Raw genomic sequence first — 2,889 nt, forward strand, 5'->3', positions numbered from 1 at the left:
AGGGAGAGGGGTCGGGGGTGGTCGCGTGAGCGGCGCGGAGCGCTTGGGCCGGCGGCAAAGTGTCTTAATCCTGTTGGAAACGACTGTAACTGCCGACAGTGGAGAGCGACCCTCCTCCAGAGGGCAAAGCTTCCCGCCATCGGCTAGATATCCAGAGCCGCCAGATCCAGATGGGCACTGTGAGCCTCAATAAACTCCCGTCGGGGGCCGACAGCATCTCCCATCAAGATGGTGAAAATGCGATCCGCCTCCACCGCATCTTCAATGGTGATCTGTTTGAGGGTGCGCGTTGCCGGGTTCATGGTGGTCTCCCAAAGTTGTTCGGGCATCATTTCCCCCAGACCCTTGAACCGTTGGATAGTGTACTTGGCGTTGGCCGGCAATCCCCGCACGATCTGATCCTTCTCGGCGTCGCTGTAGCAATAGCGAACATTATTGCGGCCCCACTCGATTTTGTAGAGCGGCGGACAGGCGATATAGACATAGCCCTGTTCCAGAAGGGCCTTTTGATAGCGGTAGAAAAAGGTCAACAACAGGGTGCGAATGTGGCTGCCGTCCACGTCAGCATCGGTCATGAGGATGATGCGGTGGTAGCGCAGTTGGCTGGGATCAAATTCATCGCCTTTAACCCCCAACCCCAGCGCCGTGATCATCGCCTGAATCTCGGCATTTTTGTAGATCTTGGCGGGATCTGCCTTTTCGATGTTGAGGATCTTGCCGCGCAAAGGCAGTACCGCCTGAAACTGCCGATCCCGACCTTGTTTGGCGCTGCCCCCCGCCGAGTCGCCTTCCACCAAATACACCTCGGATTCGGCCGGGTCACGGCAACTGCAATCGGCCAACTTCCCCGGCAGCGTGGAAGATTCCAGGGCGGATTTGCGCCGCACCAATTCCCTGGCCCGCCGGGCTGCTTCGGCAGCGTTGAAGGACTGGATGGCTTTATCGACGATCCCCCTGGCCACGTTGGGGTTGAACTCCAGATACTCCGCCAGCGCCTCGGAGACGAGGGTCTGGACAATGCCCCGCACCTCCGTGTTGCCCAACTTGGTTTTGGTCTGCCCCTCAAACTCGGGGTTGGGTACTTTGACCGAGACGATAGCCGTCAGCCCCTCCCGCACGTTTTCTCCGGCCAGGTTGCTGTCAGAATCTTTGAGTTTGTTGAGCTTGCGGGCTTGGCTGTTGATGGTGAGGGTAAGAGAGGCTTTCAGGCCCTCCAAGTGGGTGCCCCCCTCGGTGGTGCGGATGTTGTTGGCAAAGCCGATCAACGTGTCGGTATAGACATCCGAGCACCACTGCAGCGCCACTTCCACCTCGACGCCATCCCGCTCCCCCCGTATGTAGATGATGTCGGAGTGAATGGGGGTTTTTTCGTGGTTGATGAAGGCTACATATTCCTTGATGCCGCCCGCATACTGATAGGTTTCGCGGTGCGGTGGATCCCGCCGCAGGTCGGTGAAGGTAATTTTCAGGCCAGCGTTGAGGTAGGCCAACTCGCGAAAGCGGGCCGCCAACAGAGCATAGTCGAACTCTCGCTCGGGAAAGATCAGCCCATCCGGCTTGAAGCGCACCTCTGTACCCCGCCGGTTGGATCCCTGGGGTTGCGGCTCGGATTGCAAGGATCCCACCACCGCCCCGCGCTCAAACCGCTGAAAGTGAACCTTGCCCTCCCGCCAAACCGTCACCTCCACCCATTCGGAGAGGGCATTTACCACCGACACCCCTACCCCGTGCAGCCCGCCGGAGACCTTATAACCGCCGCCGCCGAACTTGCCCCCCGCGTGCAACACCGTCAGCACCGTCACCAGGGCCGACTGCCCAGTTTTGGGATGAATATCCACCGGAATGCCGCGGCCATTGTCCAAAACAGACACCGAGCCATCGGGGTAGAGGGTAATCTGAATATCGTCGCAATAGCCGGCCAAAGCCTCATCGACGGAGTTGTCCACCACCTCGTACACCAAATGGTGCAACCCCTTGGGCCCGGTGGAACCAATGTACATGCCAGGCCGCTTGCGCACAGCCTCCAAGCCTTCCAAAACTTGGATCTGCTCTGCACCGTAGTTTTCCGTCATTCGCAACTCCAATCCTGAAGAAGACCCCCAGCCAAGATCCACAGAAACCCAGAAAATTGACCTTAAAGGCCAGGAGTGAGTCTAGTATCCCAAAAAACTGCCCCTATGGTAGCACAAAAGGCTAGAATAGCCACACAGACGCTTCTGGGGGCCGAGTTCAGGAGGGGATGCAGGTAGAGAAATCAGTCTATCTCTCCAGACCCTAACCCAGAAAGCTCTCCACCAACCCCGGCGGCGGCTGTACCTGAAGCGTGCCTTTTTCCAAATCCACAACGGGCACCAGGGCTTTTACAAAAGGGATCAACACCTGTCGGCGGTCAGGGGTTGTTATCTCCAGCACATCCTGGCCGGCGGCCAAAATCCCCGAAACCTGTCCCAGCAGCTCTCCTTGGTGATAGACGGCCAAGCCGATGAGATCGCGGTAGTGGTACTCCTCCGGCTGGAGGGGCAAGCGGTGGGAAGCCGGCACCAGCACCTTGGCTCCCACCCAAACCTCTGCCGCCGTTCGATCGGGGATCCCTTCCAGTCGCACCAAGTAAAGGCCCTTAGCCGGGAAAAATTGCCCCTCGATCAAAGGATGTAGTAGGGGCTCCGGATCCGCATCCCGCTGCAGCCAACGGGGCCCCGGCTGGGTGAGTCGCTCCGGGAAATCTGACCAGCACTTGACCCGCAGCCAGCCCCGCAGGCCATGGGCCGCCACCACCTGCCCCACCAGCAGCCAAGCAGGAGCTCCTTCCTGGGCTGAAGCCACCATGGTTTAGTCGAGCCGAGGAAGATCCACCTCAGTTGGGAAAGCAGCGGAGGTGCGCAACGGTTG

General features: G+C 59.2%; 2 protein-coding genes. Both read right to left on the minus strand.

Annotated elements, in window-relative coordinates; translation table 11 throughout:
* Positions 1–143: 143 nt before the first annotated feature.
* On the minus strand, positions 144–2,072 hold the full coding sequence (gyrB, locus tag NW844_RS11110; protein WP_414335672.1) for a DNA topoisomerase (ATP-hydrolyzing) subunit B: 1,929 nt from the start codon (positions 2,070–2,072) through the stop codon (positions 144–146).
* Between the two features lie 202 nt (positions 2,073–2,274).
* Positions 2,275–2,826 carry a ribosome maturation factor RimM gene (rimM, locus tag NW844_RS11115; protein WP_414335673.1) on the minus strand — a complete coding sequence of 184 codons (552 nt, stop codon included), beginning with the start codon at positions 2,824–2,826 and terminating at the stop codon, positions 2,275–2,277.
* Positions 2,827–2,889 lie beyond the last annotated feature (63 nt).

Origin of the sequence: Synechococcus sp. H55.2 (genome assembly GCF_047462495.1) — a bacterium.
Taxonomy (GTDB): Bacteria; Cyanobacteriota; Cyanobacteriia; order Thermostichales; family Thermostichaceae; genus Thermostichus.